The sequence below is a fragment of the Sphingomonas oryzagri genome, assembly GCF_029906645.1.
Taxonomy (GTDB): Bacteria; Pseudomonadota; Alphaproteobacteria; order Sphingomonadales; family Sphingomonadaceae; genus Solisphingomonas; species Solisphingomonas oryzagri.
This window is the reverse complement of record NZ_JARYGZ010000001.1, coordinates 1,493,757-1,510,200: the sequence shown is the minus strand read 5'-3', so window position 1 is coordinate 1,510,200 and position 16,444 is coordinate 1,493,757. Positions and strand designations below refer to the sequence as shown.

The following is a 16,444-nucleotide window of genomic DNA, read 5'->3' as shown; positions in this document are numbered from 1 at the left end:
CGGCTCAATCGTCGGCGAACATCTTGCTGAACGAGCGCTTCTCGCGGGTCTTCCAGTGGCCGCGATGATAGGCGTCGGACGCCAGCAGCGGCATCACCGAGGTCGCCTCGGCATAGACCATCTGCTCGAGCGCGGTGCTCACCTTGCCCCACGAGGCCGCTTCCTGCAGCGTCGAGGATGAGCAGGCGCCGTCGCGCACGTCCGCCACGGTGATCTGCACGGCGTACTTGTGGACCTCGCAATCGTCGTGGCCGAGGATCTCGGCGCAGACCACGGTGTCCTGCACAAAGTTCTTCGGCACGCCGCCGCCGATCATCAGCAGGCCGGTGGTGCCCGCCTTGATCTTGATGTCGGTCAGCTCGCGGAAGTCGGCGATCGAATCGATGGTGAGGTAGGGCTTGCCCGCCTTCATCGCATCGACCTGATGCTTCACGAGGCCGAAGCCCGCCGACGAGTCGGTGAAGGCCGGGCAGAAGATCGGCACGTCATGCTCGAACGCCAGCTTGACGAGGCTGTTGTCCTTCTTGCCGTTCTTCACGAGATATCGGCCCATCTCGCGGATGAAGGCGCGGGACGAATAGGCCTTGGCCGGCAGCGTCTCGGCGATCTCGAAGATGGTGTGATCGACGTTCTGCAGCGCCACCTCGTCGATATAGGTGTCGTAGATGCGATCGATGTAGAGCGAGCGCAGCGTGTCGTCGTCGGGGATTTCCTTGGCCTGATAATGCTTGTGGCCGAGGCCCTCGAAGAAATCCATGTCGACGATCGAGGCGCCGGTGGCGACCACCGCGTCGACCATGTTGTTGCGGATCAGCTCGGCATAGAGATCCATGCAGCCGCCGGCGGAGGTCGACCCCGCGATCACCAGCACCACCGAGCAATCCTTGTCAGCGAGCATCTGGTTGTAGATGTCGGCGGCACGGCCGAGATCGCGCGAGGTGAAGCTCATCTTCTTCATCGCATCGACGATCGGGCGCGCATCGAAGCTGGTGATGTCGACATGCTCGACGACGGTGGAGAGAAGCTCCGCCTTGCGGGTGTCGTTGATCGGGGATTGGTCGTTCATGGTCTCGCTCCCGAGGAAAACGAAAAGGGACGACGCGGGCCGAAGCCCGCGCCGGGAGTGGATCTGTTGTTGGCCGAAGCCTTTACAGCTTGATGACGCGGCCCGCCACCTCGGCCGGGGCTTCCGCCTCGACGTAGAGGCTGTGCATCGGCTCGTCGTCCACGATCACCGTTTCACCGTTGGTGAAGCCGTTGAACGCGGTGCGCATCGCGCAGCCATAGGCGCCGAGCATACCGATCTCGATATAATCGCCCGGCTGCACGTCGGCGGGAAGCTCGAACGGGCCGGCCATGCGATCCATGTCGTCGCAGGTCGGGCCGTAGAAGCTGAAGCCCATCGTCTTGGCGTGGCTTTCCGGCTCGCGCAGCAGCGTGACCGGGAAGCGCCAGCCGATGTGCGCGGCATCGAACAGCGCACCATAGGCGCCGTCGTTGATGTAGAGTTCGTCGCCACGGCGACGCTCGACGCGCACCAGCAGCGAGGCATATTCGGCGCTGAGCGCACGGCCCGGCTCGGCCCACAGCTCGGCCGAATAGCTGACCGGCAGCGACTCGAAGCCTTCGTGGATGACGTGGAAATACTGCTCCAGCGCCACCGGCTCCATGTCCGGATAGACGGACGGAAAGCCGCCGCCGACGTCGATCACGTCCACGGTTACCGCCGCCGAAACGATCGCGGCGCGCACGCGGGTCAGCGCCTCGCCATAGGCGGCCGGGCTCATCGCCTGCGAGCCGACGTGGAAGCAGATGCCGAGCGCGTCGGCAACCTGGCGGGTCGCCATCAGCAGCGAGGCGGCGTCGGCCAGATCCACGCCGAACTTCGACGCGAGGCTGAGCTTCGAATGATCGGAGGAGACGCGCAGACGAACGCACAGAGTCAGGTCGGTCGCGCCATTCGTGGCGCGCACGATCTTGTTCAGCTCCTCATGGCTGTCGAGCGAGAAGGTGCGGACACCGTGCGTGAAATACGCCTCGGCGATCGCTTCCTCTGCCTTCACCGGGTGCATGAAGCAGAGCGTCGCTTGCGGCAGCGTGCGCGCGACCAGACGCACCTCGGCGATCGAGGCCACGTCGTAGTGCGTGATCCCGCCTTCCCACAGGGTGAGCAGAAGCTCAGGCGACGGGTTCGCCTTCACCGCATAGAGCGACCGGCCAGGAAACTTCTCCGAGAAGAAGCGGGCGGCACGCTTGGCGGCGTGCGGACGAACGAGCGTGACCGGCTGAACCGGACGAAGGGAAGCAGCTACCCCCAGCGCGCTATGGTGCTTGTGCAATTCAAGGGACCTCCAACGAGCAGTTACGGTTAAAAGCTGCCTTGCGGTTGGAAGTCCCATGGGGCAGCGAGGGGGGCGATATACGGACGCCGAACCCCCATGTAAAGACCCATGGAAACCCGCGGAGAACAGCCATTTTTGCCGCCGACTCACAGCGCGAATTAACGAACCGCCAACCGACTCTCGAGGGTGTCCGGGCCGCAGCCCTTGCCCTGGAGGGAATAGGGGTCCGAACACCCCTGATTGCAACCGAGGTTCGGGGCGAACCGGTCTATATCAAGGCCGAATGCCTCCAGCGCACCGGCAGCTTCAAATTGCGGGGCGCGTGGTGGCGGTTATCGTCCTTGAACGAAACGGAAAAGCGGGCCGGAGTCGTCGCCTTCTCGTCCGGGAATCATGCGCAGGGCGTGGCATGGGCGGCAAGCAGGCTGGGGATGCCGGCCCTGATCGTGATGCCGTCCGACGCTCCGGCCGCCAAGGTGGCCGGTACGCGGGCGAGCGGGGCGGAAATCGTCTTCTACGACCGCCTGACCGAGTGTCGCGAAGAGATCGCTGCACGGATCGCTGCGGATCGGGGGGCGGTGCTGGTGCCGAGCTTCGACGATCCATGGATCGTCGAGGGTCAGGGCACGGCCGGGCTGGAGATCGTCGAGCAGTATCGCGAGGCCACAGGCCATGACGTGCAGCGGATCGTGGTGTGCTGCGGGGGCGGCGGCCTGTCCTCCGGCATCTCGCTCGGCGCGCCGGATGCCGAAATCGTGGTGGCAGAGCCGGACGGCTGGGACGACATGGGCGAGTCGTTGCGGCGCGGAGAGATTGTGCCCGTCCAGCCTCACCCGCCCGCGACGGCCTGCGATGCGCTCCAGACGTTGCGGGTTGCGGAGTTGACCTTCGGCGTCCTGAAGGCGCGCGGCGCGACCGGTGTATCGGTGAGCGAGGCGGAGGTGGCGGACGCGATGCGTTTCGCCTTCGAGCGGCTCAAGATCGTGGCGGAACCGGGCGGTTCGGTCGCGCTGGCGGCGGCGCTGGCGGGCAAGGTGCCGCTCGACGGCACGGTGCTGCTGGTTTCCGGCGGCAATGTCGATCCGGCGAAATTTCAGGCGCTGACGGCATGATCCTGGGGAGCGGCTTCGCCACCTTCGCGCTCAGCCTCGCCATGGTGGCGGCCTTCGTGCTGGGTGGTTTCGGCATCCGCCTGATCGCGACGGGTCGGGATCGCAGGCGCGGCGGGCTGATGCTCGGCGTCGCGGCTGTGCTGGTGATCAACGTGCTGATCTGGGCTTGGCCGATGCCGGTGACCGGCCACTAAACAGCAAAATCCGTTCGCACTGAGCCTGTCGAAGTGCGTGCCCCAAGCGCAACGCTTGCAGCACGTCCTTCGACTTCGCTCTGGACGAACGGGTATGCCTTCCGCGCTTGGAGCCTACTTCAGTCGCATGTCCAGATAATCGTCCACGGACTTCATCATCTCGGTCATCTCGTCGGCGAAGAAGTGGTTCGCGTTGGGGATGACGTCGTGGTGGATGGTGATGTGGCGCTGGGTGCGCAGCTTGTCGACCAGCTTCTGGGTGGCAGCCGGGGTCGCCACCTCGTCGGCGTCGCCCTGGATCAGGATGCCGGAGGAGGGGCAGGGCGCCAGGAAGCTGAAATCGTACATGCTGGCTGGCGGCGCGATCGAGATGAAGCCGCGCGCTTCCGGGCGGCGCATCAGCAGCTGCATGCCGATCCACGCGCCGAAGCTGTAGCCGGCGATCCAGGTCTGTGAGGCCTCGGGATGGATCGACTGCACCCAGTCGAGCGCGGAGGCCGCGTCGGACAGTTCGCCGATGCCGTTGTCGAACACGCCCTGCGACTTGCCGACGCCCCGGAAATTGAAGCGCAAGGTCGCGAAACCGCGCCGCACGAAGGTCTTGAAAAGGGCCTGCACGATGGCGTTGTTCATCGTGCCGCCCGCCTGCGGGTGCGGGTGGAGGATCAGCGCGACGGGTGCGCGGGGGCGCGGACCGGGGGTGAAACGGCCTTCGAGACGGCCCTCGGGGCCGGGGAAAATGACTTCGGGCACAGGCACCTGACAGAAACAGAGGGGTGCGGCACTGGCCGCGCGAACGGCGTCCTATATAGAAAGGCACCCGTTTCGCGCAACGAATCTGGAAACACGCCCGTATCATGCCCTCCCGCGTCTATCTCGACCATGCCGCGACCACGCCGCTGAGGCCGTCTGCGCGGGCCGCGATGCTGGAGGCATACGAGGTCTGGGCCAACCCGTCCTCGCCCCACGCCGAAGGCCGCGCCGCGCGCGCCGCGCTGGAGGCGGCGCGGATGCGGATCGCCGAGGCGCTGGGCTGGCGCGGCGCGATCCTGTTCACCAGCGGCGCGAGCGAGGCGATCGCGATGGTGATGGCGCGGGCGAAGGCGGGGCGTCGCATCGTCTCGACGGTGGAGCATGACGCGGTACTGCGGCATGGCGCGGATGCCGTGCCGCTGCCTGTCGGCGCCGATGGCCGGGCGACGGAGGTCGGCCTTGCGCTCGCGATCGAGCAGGCGGGCGAGCGGCCATTGGTCGCAGTGCAGGCGGTGAACAGCGAGACCGGCGTGATCCAGCCGCTCGACGCGATCGGTGAGGCTGTACGCGGCGGAGGTGGCCTCTGGCTCTGCGACGCGACGCAGGCGGTGGGCAAGATAGAGCTGCCGGATGCTGACTTCCTCGCTCTGTCGGCACACAAATTCGGCGGGCCGCCGGGCATCGGCGCGCTGCTGGTGAAGGATCTCGCCACTCTGGAGCCTTCGGGTGGGCAGGAACAGGGCTATCGCGGCGGCACCGAGGACTTCCCATCCATTGCCGGCATGGCGGCGGCGCTGGAGGAAGGCGCGGGCTGGATCGAGCGTATCGCCGATCTGCGTGCGCATCTCGACTCGGCGATCGAGGATGCGGGCGGCGAGGTGATCGCCCGCGATGCCCCGCGTCTCGCTACGATCGCCTCCTACCGGATGTCGGGAATGTCGGCGGCGGCGCAACTGATCCGTTTCGACAGCGCCGGTTTCGCGGTGTCGGCGGGCAGCGCCTGCTCGTCGGGCAGCCTCAGGCCCAGCCATGTGCTGGCCGCGATGGGGCTGGACGCGAAGGCGGCGGGCGAGGTGATCCGGGTGAGCTTCGGCCGCACCACCCGGCGCGAGGACGTCTGGCGCTTCGCCGAGCAATGGCGCGCGATCGCCAGCGATGCGAAAGCGCGCGCGGCATGATCTATCTCGACTATCAGGCGACCACGCCGCTCGCCCCCGAGGCGCTGGCCGCGATGCGCCCGCTGCTGGAGGAGGAGTTCGGTAATCCCCATTCGCCGCATCGCATGGGTCGCGCGGCGAAGGCAGCGGTCGAGGTTGCGCGGGACCGGATCGCGGCGCCGTTCGGGCCGGGCGGGCGTCTGCTGTTCACCGGCGGCGCCACCGAGGCGCTCAACTGGGCGATCAAGGGGATTGCGGAAAACAGCCCGCGCCGCCGCATCGTCACGACCGCGATCGAACATGCCGCCGTGCTCGATACGGTCGCATGGCTTGGCGGACGAGGGCATAACGTCATCGTGCTGCCGGTCGATCGCCACGGCTTCGTCGATCTCGATGCAGCGCGCGCGGCGATCGATGACGATACGGCGCTGGTCGCCGCGATGCTGGTCAACAACGAGATCGGCACGATCCAGCCGATCGCGGAGCTAGGTGCACTCGCGAAGGCGGCGGGTGCGGTCATGATCTGCGACGCCGTGCAGGGTTTCGGCCGGATCGATCTGCCGGTCGATGCCTGCGATCTGATCGCTGTCTCGGCGCACAAGATCCACGGACCCAAAGGCATCGGCGCGCTCTGGCTGCGCGATGGTGTGGAGCCTGCACCGCTGATGCACGGTGGCGGGCAGGAGGGCGGGTTGCGCTCCGGCACGCTCGCGCCGGCCTTGTGCGCGGGTTTCGGCGCGGCGGCGAAGCTGGCGTTCGAGCGGATCGGGGCGGACGCCGAGCACGTCGATATGCTCTTCCGCCGGGCGCGCGCGCTTGGATCCGAGTGGACGCTCAACGGCGCCGCCAGCCGGCGCTGGCACGGCAATCTCAACGTCCGCCGCGACGGCCTGGACGTCTCGCGCCTGATGGCGGACGTGCGCGACGTCGCCTTCTCGGCCGGCTCCGCCTGCGCCAGCGGATCGGGGCGGCCGAGCCATGTGCTGGAGGCGATCGGGCTTGCGGCGGCGCAGGCCCGCTCCAGCATCCGCCTGGGCTTCGGCCGCTATACCACGGAACAGGAGGTCGACACCGCCATGGCGCTGATCCGCGAGGCCGCCGATCGCCAGCGGGCCTTCGCATGACCCGCATCCGCTTCCTCGATCCGCGCGGCGCGCTTTCCGCCGAGGTCGATGCGCCTGCCGGAGAGCGCCTGCTCGACGTCGCGCAGGCCGCCGGTCAGCCGCTGGAAGGCACGTGCGAGGGGCAGATGGCCTGTTCCACCTGCCACGTCATCGTCGATCCCGCCGATTTCGCGTCGCTGCCCGCGGCTTCCGAGATGGAGGAGGATCTGCTCGATCTGGCCGCACATGTCTCGCGCACGTCGCGGCTGGCCTGCCAGATTCATCTTACAGAGGAACTGGCGGAGCTGACTGTCCGCATGCCCGGCGCCGCGCACGACATGACGGGGCGCTGAGCGTCAGTATCGCTCGATATGCTCGCCGGGTATCGAGAGCCAGGGATGCTGGCGCCCTTCGTAGACGGTCACGTGCGGCGGCGGAAAGGACGGATCGGCGAACCCGCCGACGGGCACGATGACGAAGCCCGGAATTTCGTCGACCTCATAGAAGACGATCGAACTGCAGGTCGGGCAGAAGCGGAAGCGGGCGTGGCTACCCTCGTCGCCGATCCGCACCCACTCGCGCCATTCGCCGGCAATCTCCACCCGCTCCTGCGGAAAACGGGCCTGCACGGCAAAGGCGCTGCCCGATCTTTTCTGGCAATCGAGGCAATGGCAGACCGACACGCGCACCGGCTCACCCTCGCAGGTGGCGGTGAGCGCTCCACAGGAGCAGGAGGCGGTGCGGCAGGTCATCGGCCTCGAGACTAGCCGATGGTCCAGGCCCTTGCCAGCGCGGGCGCCGTCCCCTATCTCCCGCGCCGGGAGTCGGGCGGACGTCGTCGTCGCCAACTTGGTCAGGTCCGGAAGGAAGCAGCCACAACGATTTCTCGCCGGGTCGTTCCGGCTCCCACCTTCTGCCCTTTCCGGCTAGACATGCTCCGATGAGCGAATCCCCCACACCTTATCGCGTCCTGGCGCGCAAATATCGTCCGCAGACCTTCGATCAGTTGATCGGGCAGGACGCGATGGTCCAGACGCTCGAAAACGCCATCAAGCGGGGCCGCATCGCGCACGCGTTCCTGATGACCGGGGTGCGCGGAGTGGGAAAGACCTCGACCGCGCGATTGATCGCCAAGTCGCTGAACTGCGTCGGGCCGGACGGACAAGGTGGCCCGACGATTTCGGCATGTGGCATATGCGATCCCTGCCAGGCGATTGCCGAGGGCCGACATATCGACGTCATCGAAATGGATGCGGCGAGCCATACCGGCGTGGACGATATGCGGAATATCATCGAGGCCGCTCGTCTCGCCGCGTTCTCGGCCCGCTTCAAGATCTACATCATCGACGAAGTTCACATGCTGTCGAAGAACGCGTTTAACGCGCTGCTGAAGACGCTCGAAGAACCACCTGAGCACGTTAAATTTCTCCTCGCGACGACCGAAGTGAACAAGGTGCCGATCACGGTGCTGTCGCGCTGCCAGCGCTTCGATTTGCGGCGCATCCCGGCCGAGCTGCTGGCGAAGCATTTCCAGCATGTCGTGGACGAGGAACAGATTTCCGCCGAACCCGAGGCCCTGGCGCTGATTGCGCGCGCGGCGGAAGGGTCGGCCCGAGACGGCCTCTCGATTCTCGATCAGGCGATCGCCCATGCCGGCACCGATGCGGGCGGCGTTACCGCCGTGCAGGTGCGCGAGATGCTGGGCCTGTCCGATCGCGGCGCGGTGCGGCGGTTGTTCGCGCTGCTGCTGTCGGGCGATGCGCCGGCCGTGCTGGCGGCACTCGCCGAGCAGCACGCGCTGGGCGTAGAGCCGGCCGCGCTGTTCCGTGGGCTGCTGGAGGCGGTGCATGGCGTCACCCGCGCCAAGGCCGGCGGCGCGCCCGATCCGGCCCAGTCGGTCGAGGAGCGCGCCGCGCTGGAGGAATGGGCCGGCAAGCTCGGCCACGCGACGCTGCACCGACTATGGCAGCTGCTGCTCAAGGGATTGAGCGAGGTCGAGACCACGGCGATGCCGATGGAGGCGGCCGAGATGGCGCTGCTGCGCGTCGTCCACGCCGGCACTTTGCCCGATCCGGGCGAACTGCTGCGAAAACTGCAGTCGGGCGAGCCGATGCCGGCGCTGGATGCCGCCGCGCCCGTCGCGGGCGGTGGTGCGCCTGTGATGGCAGCGCCAGTGATGCCGGCGGTGCGCCTGCCGGCAGACTTCCCAGCGCTGATCGAGGGGGTCGCCAGCCGCCACGCGCATCTCGCGCAACAGCTGCATGATTATGCCAGCCTCGTCCGCTATGCGCCGCCGGAGCTGGCGATCCACCCCAAGCGACCGATAGACGGCAATATCGCCAAGGCCTTGGGTGAGGTCTTTTCGATCGAGTGGAAGGTGGCGCTGGCGGACCAGCCCGGCGAGCCGACCTTGCGCGAGCAGGAATTGGCGGCCAAGGCGGCGGCCGAACAGGAAATCCTCGACAGCCCGGTGGTCGCGGCGATCCGCACCGCCTTTCCGGGCGCCGAGCTCATCGAAGACGAACGGAGCATCGCATGAACATCGAAGAGCTGATGAAGGCCGCCCAGAATGTGCAGGACCAGCTCAGCAAGGCACAGGACACGCTCGACAAGGTCGAGGTGGAAGGCTTCGCCGGCGGCGGTCTGGTCAAGGTGAAGGCGACCGCCAAGGGCCGCATCATCGGTGTCGATCTCGACGAGAGCCTGCTCCAGCCTTCCGAAAAGCAGATGCTGGAGGATCTGATTGCCGCCGCCTTCAACGACGCGCGCGCCAAGGCCGATGCGGTCAGCCAGCAGGAGATGGGCAAGATGACCCAGGGCCTGCCGCTTCCGCCGGGCTTCAAGCTGCCGTTCTGATCGTCCCCCCCGTCATTGCGAGGCCAGCGACGAAGCAATCCCTGTGCACGAGGCTAGCGGCTCTGGATTGCTTCGCTTCGCTGGCGATGACGACGGATTACCGCAGGCAGCTGTCGTAGCCGCCCGCCCGCACCGCGCCGATGCGCCGTGCGATGCTGTTGCCGTAGCGCGCGACGAACCCCTTGGGCGCCACCGCACCGCGTTTCTTGGGGAGCGGCAGCACAGCCGCGATGCGTGCCGCCTCGATCGGGCTCATGTGGCTGGCGTCATGGTGAAAATAGCGCTCGGAACCGGCATTGACTCCGTAGGTGCCGATCCCCGTCTCCGCGACGTTCAGGTACATTTCCATGATCCGGCGCTTGCCCCAGAGCAGCTCGATCAGCACGGTGAACCAGGCCTCCAGCCCCTTGCGGACGTAGGAGCGGCCCTGCCAGAGAAAGACGTTCTTCGCGGTCTGCTGGCTGATCGTCGATCCACCGCGGATCCGCTTGCTGTCCTCGTTATGCGCCATCGCCTTCTGGATCGCGGTGAAGTCGAAGCCGTGGTGTGAGCAGAAGCGCGAATCCTCCGCACCGATCGCGGCGCGCGCCATGTCCGGATCGATCTTCGACAGCGGCATCCAGTCCTTGGTGATGCCGCGCCCGTCCAGCGCGTTGGTGAGCATCGTCACCGTCACCGGCGGCGGCACGAAGCGATAGATGCCGACCCAGACGACCGAGATTACGACGAACCAGATCACCGCCCTGGCGCACCAGCGCACGATGCGGCGCGGGGTGAAGCGGCGGGGGCGGGCAGGCTCGGCAAGTTCGTCCATGTCGCGGACCTAGCGGGCCGATGCGTCTCCGGACAAGCGGGAACCTGCAGCGCCATGACGATCGAGGTAACGGGTCCGAAACCAATGCAGATCATAGTCTCCCGCGGAGCGAGTTGCGTTCAACTGCCAATCATAAGAGCGAGAGATGCAGCACGACCCCTATCTTGAGCATGTCTCCGTGCGGTTTCAGGAGGCGCGGCTCAGTGCCCGGTTGCCGGCGGCGATGATCGTGGACGAGGGCGAGCCGATCGCCGCATCGCTCGTCAACTTCTCGCGGCACGGTTTCCGCCTGCATGTCGATGGCCGCTACGATGCGGGTGAAACGTTCCGGCTGGAGGTTTCGGGCTGGCCCCGGCTGGTCGGCCGGGTGATCTGGAACGACAGGGGCCGGATCGGCTGCGTCTTCGACGAGCCGCCGAGCGGCAAGGTGTTCCAGACGATGTGCGCGTCGGCAACCGGGCTCGACCGCGCCGCCTTCTGATCGCCTCCCCATAAGAAAAGGGCGCCCGGATCGCTCCGGACGCCCCTTCCATCAGGGAACTTATAACCCTCAGGCCATCGCGGGCAGCAGGCCCTTGCCGCCGGCGAGCCGGAGCATCGCCTTCTGCAGCTTGTCGAACGCGCGGACCTCGATCTGGCGGACGCGCTCGCGCGACACGCCATAGACCTGGCTCAGTTCCTCCAGCGTCTTTGGTTCGTCGGACAGGCGACGCTCGGCGAGAATATGCTTCTCGCGATCGTTGAGATCGTCCATCGCCTCGACCAGCAGATCGTGGCGGACATGCTTCTCCTCGTCCTCGGCCAGACGCTCGTCCTGCAGCGGATCGGTATCGACCAGCCAATCCTGCCAGGTGCCTTCGCCATCCTCGCGCATCGGCGCGTTGAGCGACGAATCGCCGCCCATCGCCATGCGACGGTTCATCGAGTTGACCTCGTCCTCGGTCACGCCGAGATCCTTGGCGATCTTGGCGAGATGCTCGGGGTTGAGATCGCCCTCCTCGAAGGCGTCGAGCTTGGACTTCATCCGGCGCAGGTTGAAAAACAGCTTTTTCTGCGCTGCCGTGGTGCCCATCTTCACGAGGCTCCACGACCGCAGGATATATTCCTGGATCGAGGCGCGGATCCACCACATCGCGTAGGTGGCGAGGCGGAAGCCGCGATCCGGCTCGAACTTCTTCACGCCCTGCATCAGGCCGATATTGCCTTCGGAGATCAGCTCGGACGCGGGCAGGCCATAGCCCCGGTAGCCCATCGCGATCTTCGCGACGAGGCGCAGGTGCGAGGTGACCAGCTTGGACGCGGCCTCGGTGTCGCCATGCTCCTGATAGCGCTTGGCGAGCATATATTCCTCCTCGGGGGCGAGGATCGGAAAGCGGCGGATCTCCGACAGGTAGCGGTTGAGGCTCTGCTCACCACCAAGGGCGGGGATGGTCGCGGGGACTTTTGCGGCGGTTGCCATGTTCGTGTCTCCCAAACCTTGTGGAACCGACTCGAAGATCGGTTCCGACTTGAAACCTTTATAGCGAGAGTTCGCTGAACAGTCGCTGCATGTCGTCAGGAATTTTGCTGATCAGACTGATAGACTGGCTTGTTATCGGATGGGTGAACCCGAGCACCGCCGCGTGCAACGCCTGTCGTTGAAAGCCCAACTCCTTCAATAGTTTCCCGTGCCGCGACCCGGCGCGCCCGTAGACCGGATCGCCGAGCAGCGGGTGGCCGATCGAGGCCATGTGGACACGGACCTGATGGGTCCGCCCCGTTTCCAGCCGACATTCGACCAGCGCCGCATCCTTCAACTTCGACTCAAGCCGCCAGTGGGTTACAGCGTGCTTGGCGTGTGAGGATTGAACGATCGCCATTTTCTTGCGGTCGTGCGGAGAGCGCGCCAGCGGCGCGTCCACCTTGCCTGCACTGTGCAGCGGCACCTTGTCTACGATCGCTTTGTAACGCCGGTCTATCGAGTGCTTTGCAAATTGTTTCGCGAGGCCCTCATGCGCGCGGTCATGCTTGGCGGCGACGATGAGGCCGGACGTATCCTTGTCGATGCGATGGACGATCCCCGGCCGCGCCACGCCGCCGATGCCGGACAGTTCGCCGTGGCAATGGTGGAGCAAAGCGTTGACCAGCGTGCCGTCGAGGTTGCCGCAGGCCGGGTGGACCACCAGGCCGGCGGGCTTGTCGACGACGATCAGGTGCTCGTCCTCGTACGCGATGACGAGCGGGATATCCTGCGCCTCGTTGTGGGCGGGAGCGGGTTCCGGCACCGCGACCGTGAAGATCGCGCCGGCCTTCGCCTTCGCCGCCGGATCGCGGACCAGCAGGCCATCATTGCTGACCGCGCCGGACGAGATCAGCGCCTTCAGCCGCTCACGCGACAGCGTCGGCACTGCCGCCGCGAGCGCGCGATCGAGCCGCCAGCCGTCCGCGTCGGCCGGGATCAGCACATCGATGTTGGAAACCCCCGATATCATCCGCTAGCGGATGTGGGGATGACGATCCGGATTTCAAGAGGCGTGTTGCAACGCATCCTCGCACATGCGGCGAAGGAGCCGGGGCGGGAGGTGTGCGGGCTGCTGTTCGCATCCAACAAATCCGTTCGCACTGAGCGAAGTCGAAGTGCGGGCCACGAACGGGCCGCTTGCAGCCCGTCCTTCGACTTCGCTCAGGACGAACGGATCACGGGAACGGCCGAAACCGCCAACGTCGCCCCCGATCCCTCCACCACCTTCGAGATCGATCCCGCCGCGCTCTTCTCCGCGGTCCGGGCCGAACGCACCGGCGGCCCGTGCATTCTCGGCCATTATCATTCGCATCCCAACGGCTCTGCGACCCCTTCCGCGCGCGATGCCGCCATGGCGTTCCAGCCCGGCCGGCTGTGGCTGATCGTCGCGGCGGGAGAGGCGCGGATGTGGCGCGAACAGTCCGGCGGTGCGATGCACGGAGCGTTCGATCCGGTCGAACTCGTGGTGGATGGCGCGGACGACGGTTGCACTTGAGGGGCGCAATCGCCACAAGGGCCGCGTTTCGAGAAGGTTTCGGGAGGACGACATGGCGGCAGGCGACGGCATCGAATTTGCGAGCCTGCTCTGCTCCCGTCTGTGCCACGATCTGCTGAGTCCGGTCGGTGCGCTGAACAACGGCATCGAGTTGCTCGCCGACGAGCATGATCCGGAAATGCGGGCGCGCTGCCTCGATCTGCTGGCGGAAAGCGCGCGCGCATCGGCGAACAAGCTCAAGTTCTTCCGGCTGGCCTTCGGCGCGGCCGGCGGCTTCGGCGATTCGGTCGACACGCGCGAGGTGCGCGCCGCCATCGAGGGGCTGTTCGGCGGCGATCGCCGGATTTCGGTGGGCTGGATGGTTGGCGACGCCTCGCTCGGCAAGGGACCGATCAAGATCCTGCTCAACCTCGCGCTGATTGCGGGCGATGCGCTGGTGCGCGGCGGTCGGCTCGATATCGGCGTCGAGAATACCGGCTCGGCGACCGAAATCGTGATCCGCGCCGAAGGGCCGCGCATCGTGCTCGATCCGGAATTGCGCACCGCGCTGACCGGCGGCACCGCGCAGGATGCGCTGACGCCGCGCGCGTCCGCCGCATGGCTGGTCTGGCACCTCGCCAACGAGCGCGGCGGCCAGGTGATGATCGCCGAGCCGGAGGACGGCGTGCTGATGCTCGGCTGTTCTCTGCCTTCGGGCGCCTGATAAACGCCCGCAGCTAACGCGTTCTTTACCATCGCCGGACGATAGCGGTCCCGTATCTGTGTGAGCGGGGCCGATGGAAGAATTGCTGGGCGAATTCATCGCGGAGACGCGCGAGACGCTGGAGCCGCTGGCCGGCGAGATCGTCGCGTGGGAAGCGGACCCGTCCGATCGTGCCCGACTCGATTCGATCTTCCGCTTCGTCCATACCGTGAAGGGCAGCTGCGGCTTCCTCGATCTCCCGCGTCTGGAGCGCCTGAGCCACTCGGCGGAAAGCGCGCTGGCGGAGGTTCGCTCGGGCGATCGCTCTGCCGATCGCAAGCTGGTCAATGCGGTGCTCGCGATCATCGATCGCATCGGCGAGTTCGTCGAGGCCCTGGCGGCTGGCGAAACCTATCCCGAAGGCGGTGACGAAGCGCTGATCCTCGCGCTGGAGGACAATGAGGTCGAAGCGCCTGAGCCGGCCCCGGCCGTGGTCGCCCAGGCCCAGTCGACCCCGCGTGCCCCGGCGCGATCCATCCGCCTGCCGGTCGAACTGCTCGATCGCATGATGGCCGGCGTGTCGGACATGGTGCTGGCCCGCAACGAACTGTCCCGCCGCCTGCGCGAACGCGGAGGCGACGCGATCGTCGATACCGCGTTCGAGCGCCTCTCCGCCTGCGTCGCGGAGATGCGCGAATCGATCACCCGCACCCGTATGCAGCGGATCGACGGCCTGTTCTCCGCGCTGCCCCGCATGGTGCGCGACCTGTCGGCCGAACTGCACAAGCAGATCCACCTGATCGTCGATGGCGGCGACGTCGAGCTCGATCGCGAGATGATCGAGATGATCCGCGATCCGCTGACCCACATCGTCCGCAACTCGATCGACCATGGTATCGAGGCGCCGGCCGAGCGTGCGTCCACCGGCAAGCCGATGGTCGGCACGCTGCGCGTCGATGCGCGCCAGTCGGGCAACCAGATCCTGATCGAGATCGCCGACGACGGGCGCGGCATCGACGATGAGAAACTGCTCGCCAAGGCGATCGCTGCCGGCATCGTGACCCGCGAGCGCGCGCAGCGGATGGATCGGCAGGAGCGGCTGGAGCTGATCTTCGCCGCCGGCCTTTCCACCGCGCAGGCGGTCACGGCCATTTCCGGGCGCGGCGTCGGCATGGACGTGGTGCGTGCCAATGTTGAACGGATCGGTGGCACCGTCGAGATCGACACCAATCTGGGGCGCGGCACCCGCCTGACGCTGCGCGTGCCGATGACGCTCACCATCATCCCGGCGCTGACCTTCGCGGTCGGTTCGGAGCTGTTCGCCATCCCGCGCGGCGCGGTGGACGAGATCGTGCGATCCTATGGCGGCTCGGTCGAGGTCGAGACGGTCGGCTCCGCGCCGGTCGCCCGCATCCGTGGCGAGCGCGTGCCGGTGGTCGATCTGGCCAAGCTGCTCGGCGTGCAGGGCTATGCCCCGCCCGGTCGTTCGATCCTCGTTGTGGTCCGCGCATCCTCCGGCGAGCGCTACGCGCTGTCCGTCGATAGCGTGCAGGATCACGAGGAACTAGTGGTGAAGCCCGCCGCTCCGGCGATCATGGCGACCGGCGTCTATGCCGGCACCACTCTGCCCGACAACGGCCGCCCGATGCTGCTGATCAATCCGGCCGGCGTTGCCCAGGTCGCCGGTGTCCGCGCGCCCGATGCGGCGATCCCGGCGAAGGTCGAGGCCGAGGAAGCGCGGGTCGAAACCGTGCCGACCCTTCTTTTCCGCGCCTGCGATGGCGCCGTCCGCGCCATCCGCCTCAGCCTGGTCGAGCGTATCGAGGATGTCGCCGAGAGCGCCGTGGCGCGCGTCGGCGGTCGCCTGCGGCTCAGCCACGATGGCCGCATCCTGCCGCTCTTCGGTTGCGACCGCGCCATGCCCGACAAGGACGGGCGTGTCCGCGTCCTGCTGCTCGGTGATGGCACCAGCGAGATCGCCTACGCGATCGGCGAAGTGATCGACATCCACGCGCTCGCCCCCGATTTCCTGCCCGCCGCCGAGGCCGGGCCGATCGCGGGCGTCATGCTGGTCGGCGATGTCCAGGTGGAGCTGGTCGACAGCTTCTGGCTGTTCGGCCAGGCCGGTGCCGCTGCCCTGCCGCCCGAGCGCCCGCTCTGCGTACTCGACGGCACTGATCCGTGGATGCGCGACATCCTGCGCCCGATCGTGGAGCAGGCCGGCTACCGTGTAGGCTGGAGCGGTGAGGGGGGCGAAGCGGCTGCGGTCGCGATCCTTTCTGTCGATCATGCGCCGTCGGCGCCGCTGCCCGCCGCATCGGTGATCCGCCTTCGTGCCACCGCCGACGAGACGGCGGCCTCCGCCGGCAGCATCTATCGCTACGATCGCAGCGGCCTGATGGCCGCTCTGGCGGCCGCGCAGGGGAGGCGCTGAG

18 protein-coding genes and 1 other RNA gene are annotated in these 16,444 nt (G+C 67.0%); 12 read left to right on the top strand and 7 right to left on the bottom strand.

Features of this window, described 5'->3' with window-relative positions:
• Nucleotides 1–4 precede the first annotated feature (4 nt).
• Both QGN17_RS07330 and QGN17_RS07325 read right to left on the bottom strand, forming a co-directional pair.
• Nucleotides 5–1,066 carry a 1,9-bis(guanidino)-5-aza-nonane synthase gene (locus tag QGN17_RS07330; protein ID WP_281043833.1) on the bottom strand — a complete coding sequence of 354 codons (1,062 nt, stop codon included), beginning with the start codon at nt 1,064–1,066 and terminating at the stop codon, nt 5–7.
• Between the two features lie 82 nt (nt 1,067–1,148).
• A complete protein-coding gene (locus tag QGN17_RS07325; protein WP_281043832.1) occupies nt 1,149–2,339 on the bottom strand; it encodes a type III PLP-dependent enzyme in 1,191 nt (396 codons plus the stop codon).
• A gap of 212 nt (nt 2,340–2,551) precedes the next feature.
• Here QGN17_RS07325 and QGN17_RS07320 point away from each other — a divergent pair, with 212 nt between their 5' ends.
• Together QGN17_RS07320 and QGN17_RS07315 are read left to right on the top strand one after the other, a co-directional pair.
• Nucleotides 2,552–3,454 carry a threonine ammonia-lyase gene (locus QGN17_RS07320; RefSeq protein WP_390902684.1) on the top strand — a complete coding sequence of 301 codons (903 nt, stop codon included), beginning with the start codon at nt 2,552–2,554 and terminating at the stop codon, nt 3,452–3,454.
• Nucleotides 3,451–3,648: a hypothetical protein gene (locus QGN17_RS07315; RefSeq protein WP_281043831.1), complete on the top strand. Its 198-nt coding sequence runs from the start codon at nt 3,451–3,453 to the stop codon at nt 3,646–3,648. The genes QGN17_RS07320 and QGN17_RS07315 overlap by 4 nt, the downstream gene beginning before the upstream one ends.
• Nucleotides 3,649–3,762: 114 nt before the next feature.
• Here the strand turns inward: QGN17_RS07315 and QGN17_RS07310 are convergent, their stop codons facing one another.
• Nucleotides 3,763–4,401 (bottom strand): alpha/beta hydrolase, encoded by a 639-nt coding sequence (locus tag QGN17_RS07310; RefSeq protein WP_281045168.1) that lies wholly within the window; start codon nt 4,399–4,401, stop codon nt 3,763–3,765.
• A gap of 104 nt (nt 4,402–4,505) precedes the next feature.
• On the opposite strand from QGN17_RS07310, the gene QGN17_RS07305 reads away from it, so the two are divergent.
• The 3 genes from QGN17_RS07305 to QGN17_RS07295 are packed head-to-tail and all read left to right on the top strand — an operon-like array spanning nt 4,506 to nt 7,014.
• A complete protein-coding gene (locus QGN17_RS07305; protein ID WP_281043830.1) occupies nt 4,506–5,579 on the top strand; it encodes a cysteine desulfurase family protein in 1,074 nt (357 codons plus the stop codon).
• Nucleotides 5,576–6,682 (top strand): cysteine desulfurase family protein, encoded by a 1,107-nt coding sequence (locus QGN17_RS07300; RefSeq protein WP_281043829.1) that lies wholly within the window; start codon nt 5,576–5,578, stop codon nt 6,680–6,682. Before QGN17_RS07305 ends, QGN17_RS07300 begins: the two co-directional genes overlap by 4 nt.
• A complete protein-coding gene (locus QGN17_RS07295; protein WP_281043828.1) occupies nt 6,679–7,014 on the top strand; it encodes a 2Fe-2S iron-sulfur cluster-binding protein in 336 nt (111 codons plus the stop codon). Before QGN17_RS07300 ends, QGN17_RS07295 begins: the two co-directional genes overlap by 4 nt.
• Nucleotides 7,015–7,017: 3 nt before the next feature.
• Here the strand turns inward: QGN17_RS07295 and QGN17_RS07290 are convergent, their stop codons facing one another.
• Complete coding sequence (locus tag QGN17_RS07290) at nt 7,018–7,413, bottom strand: GFA family protein (protein WP_281043827.1); 396 nt, start codon at nt 7,411–7,413, stop codon at nt 7,018–7,020.
• A 64-nt stretch (nt 7,414–7,477) separates the two neighbouring features.
• On the opposite strand from QGN17_RS07290, the gene ffs reads away from it, so the two are divergent.
• The 3 genes from ffs to QGN17_RS07275 all read left to right on the top strand — a co-directional run bounded on the left by ffs (nt 7,478) and on the right by QGN17_RS07275 (nt 9,517).
• Nucleotides 7,478–7,575: signal recognition particle sRNA small type (gene ffs, locus QGN17_RS07285), an RNA gene on the top strand.
• Nucleotides 7,576–7,601: 26 nt separating this feature from the next.
• Nucleotides 7,602–9,200: a DNA polymerase III subunit gamma/tau gene (locus QGN17_RS07280; RefSeq protein ID WP_281043826.1), complete on the top strand. Its 1,599-nt coding sequence runs from the start codon at nt 7,602–7,604 to the stop codon at nt 9,198–9,200.
• Nucleotides 9,197–9,517, top strand: coding sequence for a YbaB/EbfC family nucleoid-associated protein (locus tag QGN17_RS07275; protein WP_281043825.1), 321 nt, complete (start codon nt 9,197–9,199; stop codon nt 9,515–9,517). Before QGN17_RS07280 ends, QGN17_RS07275 begins: the two co-directional genes overlap by 4 nt.
• Nucleotides 9,518–9,614: 97 nt before the next feature.
• Here QGN17_RS07275 and mtgA read toward each other — a convergent pair whose 3' ends face one another.
• A complete protein-coding gene (gene mtgA / locus QGN17_RS07270; RefSeq protein ID WP_281043824.1) occupies nt 9,615–10,331 on the bottom strand; it encodes a monofunctional biosynthetic peptidoglycan transglycosylase in 717 nt (238 codons plus the stop codon).
• Nucleotides 10,332–10,476: 145 nt separating this feature from the next.
• Between mtgA and QGN17_RS07265 the strand changes: the two genes are divergently transcribed.
• Nucleotides 10,477–10,812, top strand: coding sequence for a PilZ domain-containing protein (locus QGN17_RS07265; RefSeq protein WP_281043823.1), 336 nt, complete (start codon nt 10,477–10,479; stop codon nt 10,810–10,812).
• 69 nt (nt 10,813–10,881) lie between these two features.
• Here the strand turns inward: QGN17_RS07265 and rpoH are convergent, their stop codons facing one another.
• Nucleotides 10,882–11,790: an RNA polymerase sigma factor RpoH gene (rpoH, locus tag QGN17_RS07260; RefSeq protein ID WP_281043822.1), complete on the bottom strand. Its 909-nt coding sequence runs from the start codon at nt 11,788–11,790 to the stop codon at nt 10,882–10,884.
• A 58-nt stretch (nt 11,791–11,848) separates the two neighbouring features.
• Nucleotides 11,849–12,802 carry an RluA family pseudouridine synthase gene (locus tag QGN17_RS07255; protein ID WP_281043821.1) on the bottom strand — a complete coding sequence of 318 codons (954 nt, stop codon included), beginning with the start codon at nt 12,800–12,802 and terminating at the stop codon, nt 11,849–11,851.
• Between the two features lie 42 nt (nt 12,803–12,844).
• Between QGN17_RS07255 and QGN17_RS07250 the strand changes: the two genes are divergently transcribed.
• The 3 genes from QGN17_RS07250 (at nt 12,845) to QGN17_RS07240 (ending at nt 16,443) form a co-directional block, all read left to right on the top strand.
• Nucleotides 12,845–13,327 carry a M67 family metallopeptidase gene (locus QGN17_RS07250; protein ID WP_281043820.1) on the top strand — a complete coding sequence of 161 codons (483 nt, stop codon included), beginning with the start codon at nt 12,845–12,847 and terminating at the stop codon, nt 13,325–13,327.
• A 52-nt stretch (nt 13,328–13,379) separates the two neighbouring features.
• The gene (locus QGN17_RS07245) at nt 13,380–14,030 is read left to right on the top strand and encodes a histidine phosphotransferase family protein (protein ID WP_281043819.1); all 651 of its coding nucleotides are present in this window, start codon (nt 13,380–13,382) and stop codon (nt 14,028–14,030) included.
• Nucleotides 14,031–14,103: 73 nt separating this feature from the next.
• Entirely contained in the window at nt 14,104–16,443 is a 2,340-nt protein-coding gene (locus QGN17_RS07240) for a chemotaxis protein CheA (RefSeq protein ID WP_281043818.1), read from the top strand.
• Nucleotide 16,444: the final 1 nt, after the last annotated feature.

Excerpts from the sequence above, each read along its gene's own strand:
- QGN17_RS07330 (WP_281043833.1), bottom strand. The coding sequence starts at position 1,066 with ATGAACGACCAATCCCCGATCAACGACACCCGCAAGGCGGAGCTTCTC.
- QGN17_RS07315 (WP_281043831.1), top strand. The coding sequence starts at position 3,451 with ATGATCCTGGGGAGCGGCTTCGCCACCTTCGCGCTCAGCCTCGCCATG.
- QGN17_RS07305 (WP_281043830.1), top strand. The coding sequence starts at position 4,506 with ATGCCCTCCCGCGTCTATCTCGACCATGCCGCGACCACGCCGCTGAGG.
- QGN17_RS07300 (WP_281043829.1), top strand. The coding sequence starts at position 5,576 with ATGATCTATCTCGACTATCAGGCGACCACGCCGCTCGCCCCCGAGGCG.
- QGN17_RS07295 (WP_281043828.1), top strand. The coding sequence starts at position 6,679 with ATGACCCGCATCCGCTTCCTCGATCCGCGCGGCGCGCTTTCCGCCGAG.
- QGN17_RS07290 (WP_281043827.1), bottom strand. The coding sequence starts at position 7,413 with ATGACCTGCCGCACCGCCTCCTGCTCCTGTGGAGCGCTCACCGCCACC.
- QGN17_RS07280 (WP_281043826.1), top strand. The coding sequence starts at position 7,602 with ATGAGCGAATCCCCCACACCTTATCGCGTCCTGGCGCGCAAATATCGT.
- QGN17_RS07275 (WP_281043825.1), top strand. The coding sequence starts at position 9,197 with ATGAACATCGAAGAGCTGATGAAGGCCGCCCAGAATGTGCAGGACCAG.
- mtgA (WP_281043824.1), bottom strand. The coding sequence starts at position 10,331 with ATGGACGAACTTGCCGAGCCTGCCCGCCCCCGCCGCTTCACCCCGCGC.
- QGN17_RS07265 (WP_281043823.1), top strand. The coding sequence starts at position 10,477 with ATGCAGCACGACCCCTATCTTGAGCATGTCTCCGTGCGGTTTCAGGAG.
- rpoH (WP_281043822.1), bottom strand. The coding sequence starts at position 11,790 with ATGGCAACCGCCGCAAAAGTCCCCGCGACCATCCCCGCCCTTGGTGGT.
- QGN17_RS07255 (WP_281043821.1), bottom strand. The coding sequence starts at position 12,802 with ATGATATCGGGGGTTTCCAACATCGATGTGCTGATCCCGGCCGACGCG.
- QGN17_RS07245 (WP_281043819.1), top strand. The coding sequence starts at position 13,380 with ATGGCGGCAGGCGACGGCATCGAATTTGCGAGCCTGCTCTGCTCCCGT.
- QGN17_RS07240 (WP_281043818.1), top strand. The coding sequence starts at position 14,104 with ATGGAAGAATTGCTGGGCGAATTCATCGCGGAGACGCGCGAGACGCTG.